A 3,369-nucleotide genomic window follows, 5' to 3' on the forward strand; every position below is an offset into this window, starting at 1 on the left:
CGCCCGGTGGCCGGGGTCGTGGCCGCGCTGGCGGCGCTGGCCGGCGCGCCGGTCCATGATGCGCAGGGGGGCGATCTGGTGCGGCTGCATCTGGGCGGGCGCATCCTGCGCGCCAACCTGACGCCCGATGCGCGGGCGGGGCTGGCGCCCTGGGGCTGGGATCAGGACGACGCGCCGGATTTGCAGGCGGGCGCGGGCCGTCCTAAACCATGGGCATGATGCAACCGACCGACCCTTCCGACCGAATCGTCCGGCGCAAGCTGTCCGACCAAGTGTTCGACCGCCTGCGCGACATGATCGCCAGCGGAGAGCTGACGCCCGGCGCGCCGCTGCCGTCAGAACGCGACCTGATGGAGCGTTTCGGCACCGGCCGCCCCGCCGTGCGCGAGGCGCTGCAGCACCTGCACACCATGGGCCTGATCACCATCAGTCACGGCGAGCGAAGCCGCGTGAACGCGCTGAGCGCGGACAGCGTCCTCAGCCGCGTGGACGACGTGGCGCGGATGCTGTTGTCGTCGGAACCCGACCAGCTGGACCACCTGAAGCAGGCGCGGCGGATGTTCGAATGCGGGCTGGTGCGCATGGCCGCCCAGACCGCGACAGAGGCCGATGTGGCCGACCTGCGCGACCTGATCGCCGCGCAGCGCGACTGTCTGGGCGATGCCGCGCGCTTTGTCACCCAGGACATGGCGTTCCATGCGCGCATCGCGGCGATCTCGGGCAATCCGATCCTGATTGCCACCAGCCAATCGATGCTGCGCTGGCTGTTTCAGTATCACGGCGTCCTGCTGCATTGGTCGGGCAACGAACAGGTCACCCTGCGCGAGCACGAGGCCATCACCGACCTGATCGCCGCGCATGATCCGGACGGCGCGGTGGCCGCGATGCAGGCGCATCTGGACCGCTCGGTGGGTCTTTACGCGCATCAGAACGCCCAGGGGTGAGCGGGACGCCCATCCTGCTGTTGGGGGCGGGGCATGCCAATCTGCTGGCGCTGCCGCCGCTGCGGGCGGCGCTGCCGGAGGCGGCCGTTCTGCTGGTCGACATGACCGAACAGGCGACCTATTCGGGCATGTATCCCGGCTTGATCGCGGGCCATTACCACGCCGACCAGCTGAGCGTCGGGCTGGTGGATTTCGCCGCGCGGCACGGGGCGAGTTTTCTGCGCGCGCGTATCACCGGGATCGACCCGGTCGCGCGCCAGGTCACGGCCGTGCAGCCTTGCGGCACGGCGCAGCGTCTGGATTATTCCCAGGCCGCGCTGGATGTGGGCAGCCACGGCGTCATGCCCGAAATCGCGGGGTTTCGTGACCACGCGCGCGCCGTCAAGCCGCTGCGCGCAGATCTGCCGTTGCCCGACCGGGGCCTGCCGTCGGTCGTGATCGGCGGCGGCGTGGCGGGGGCCGAGATCGCGCTTGCCCTGTCCCATCGCCAGCGCGCGCCCGTCACTTTGGTCGAGACCGGGCCCCGCATCGCCGCAGCTTTGACGCCACGCGCCCGGACCCTGCTGCGCCGCGCACTGGAGAGGGCAGGGGTCGCGATCCTGACGGAGGCGCGCGTGCATTGGGTCGCGGCCGATCACGTGGTGCTGGCCGATGGACGGCGGATCGACAGCGCCCTGACCCTGGGCATCGCCGGCGCGCGTGCGCCGGACTGGTTGGCGCGCGATCTGCCGGTGGACGAGGCGGGCTTTGTCCGCGTGGGGGCGTGCCTGCAGGTGCCGGGCCATCCCGACCTGTTCGCGGCCGGCGACTGCGCCTTCATGACCCACGCCCCGCGCCCAAAGGCCGGTGTCTTTGCCGTGCGTCAGGCGCCCGTGCTGGCGGCGAACCTTGCCGCGCGGCATCTGGGCCGCCCCTGCCGGGCGTTCCGGCCGCAGCGCGACTATCTGAAGATCATCTCGCTTGGCGGACAGGAGGCGCTGGCCCAGTGGCACGGCATCGTCCTGCAGGGCCGTTGGCTGTGGCGGGTCAAGGACCGGATCGACCGTAAATTCATGGCCCGCCTGAAGGGCTAGCCCGTCGACGGCCGTCGGGATCGATCGATTTGGTCACGTTCGACGGCGGCCCGGTAACGGATCGGAAACCTGTGGCTGCTATCCCGGCAAGACAGACCTCTTTCCCGACCAACCCCCAAGAGAGGGGCAAGCATGCCGTTCCGTTCCATCTCCATCCGCGCCAAGCTGGCCCTGTCCGCCGCCGCGCTGACCGCCTTTGCCATCGTCGCCGTGATCGCGCTGACGACAAGCCTGATGACGCGCGATTCGGCTCGCGAATCCGAGGCGCATGCCAGCGCGCTGATGACCGGCTATGCCGCGACCATCGCGCAGGAGGTCGCCAGCGTCATCGACACTGTCCGCACCGGCGTCGCCGGGATCGAGGGGGCGATCGCCGACGATCCCGCAAATCGCGACGCACTGGCGTCCATCGTCACGACGATCCTGCGCACGCGTCCCGATCTGGTCGGCATGACGCTGGCGCTGGAACCCGACGCGCTTGGGCCGGATGGCGCCCATCTGGGCAGCCCCTATGCGGATGCCGCCGGGCGGTTCGTGCCGTATTTCTTCTACGCCCCTGACGGAAGCATCGGCATCGAACAGTTGGACATGCGCCCCGAGGCCGGGACCGACAGCTGGTACGACCGGCCGCTGCGCGAGGATCGCAGCCTGATCACGCCGCCCTATCTGTACCCCGTGAACGGCGCCGAGGTCCTGATGACCACCGTCAGCGGCGTGGTCCGCGACGGCACGCGGCTGGTGGGCGTGCTGACCGGCGACGTATCGCTGGACCGGCTGTCGGCGCGGATCGAGGAGCTGCGTCCCTTTGGCGACGGTCGCGTGCGGCTGGTCAGCTCTGGGGGGCTGTGGATCGCGCATGAGGACCGCGCGCTGCTGGGCCAGCCGGTGCAGGCTGCGGACCAGGCGTTGATGGCGGCGGGACCGATGCACTACGCCGAAGTGGACGGGCAACAGTCGATGGTCCTGACAGGGTCTGTCGCCTTTCCCGGCATGGACGAAAGCTGGACCCTGATGATGCATGTGCCGCGCGCGACCGTGATGGCGCATGTCACCCAGACGCGCGACCGGGCAGTGCTGACCGCGGCGCTGATGCTGCTGGGAACGCTGGTCGTCGTCTGGTTCGGCGCGCAGATCATCTCTCGTCCGATCGAGGGGATGACGGCGGCGATGACCCGTCTGGCGGATGGTGATCTGGAGACGCCGGTCCCCCATGCCGGCCGTGGCGACGAGATTGGGGCGATGGCCGGGGCGATGCAGGTGTTCCGCGACCGGGCGCTGACTGCCCGGCGTCTGGAGGCCGAGGCCGAGGCCGCGCGCGACGCCCGCGACCGCGACGCCCGCGCCGAGGCCGA

3 protein-coding genes and 1 pseudogene are annotated in these 3,369 nt (G+C 70.3%); all 4 read left to right on the forward strand.

Annotation, left to right across the window (positions count from 1 at the left end):
• Nucleotides 1–219: pseudogene (locus FHD68_RS19215) on the forward strand (hypothetical protein); the annotation flags it as partial.
• Entirely contained in the window at nucleotides 216–944 is a 729-nt protein-coding gene (locus FHD68_RS17970) for a transcriptional regulator NanR (protein WP_045983584.1), read from the forward strand. The pseudogene FHD68_RS19215 and the gene FHD68_RS17970, both read left to right, overlap by 4 nt.
• Nucleotides 941–2,017 carry an FAD-dependent oxidoreductase gene (locus FHD68_RS17975; RefSeq protein ID WP_127898955.1) on the forward strand — a complete coding sequence of 359 codons (1,077 nt, stop codon included), beginning with the start codon at nucleotides 941–943 and terminating at the stop codon, nucleotides 2,015–2,017. Before FHD68_RS17970 ends, FHD68_RS17975 begins: the two co-directional genes overlap by 4 nt.
• A 132-nt stretch (nucleotides 2,018–2,149) precedes the next feature.
• Nucleotides 2,150–3,369, forward strand: a 1,220-nt coding sequence (locus FHD68_RS17980; RefSeq protein ID WP_139086460.1) for a methyl-accepting chemotaxis protein, incomplete at its 3' end; no start/stop codon positions are given.

It is taken from the genome of Paracoccus marcusii (genome assembly GCF_006151785.1).
GTDB classification, from domain to species: Bacteria; Pseudomonadota; Alphaproteobacteria; order Rhodobacterales; family Rhodobacteraceae; genus Paracoccus; species Paracoccus marcusii.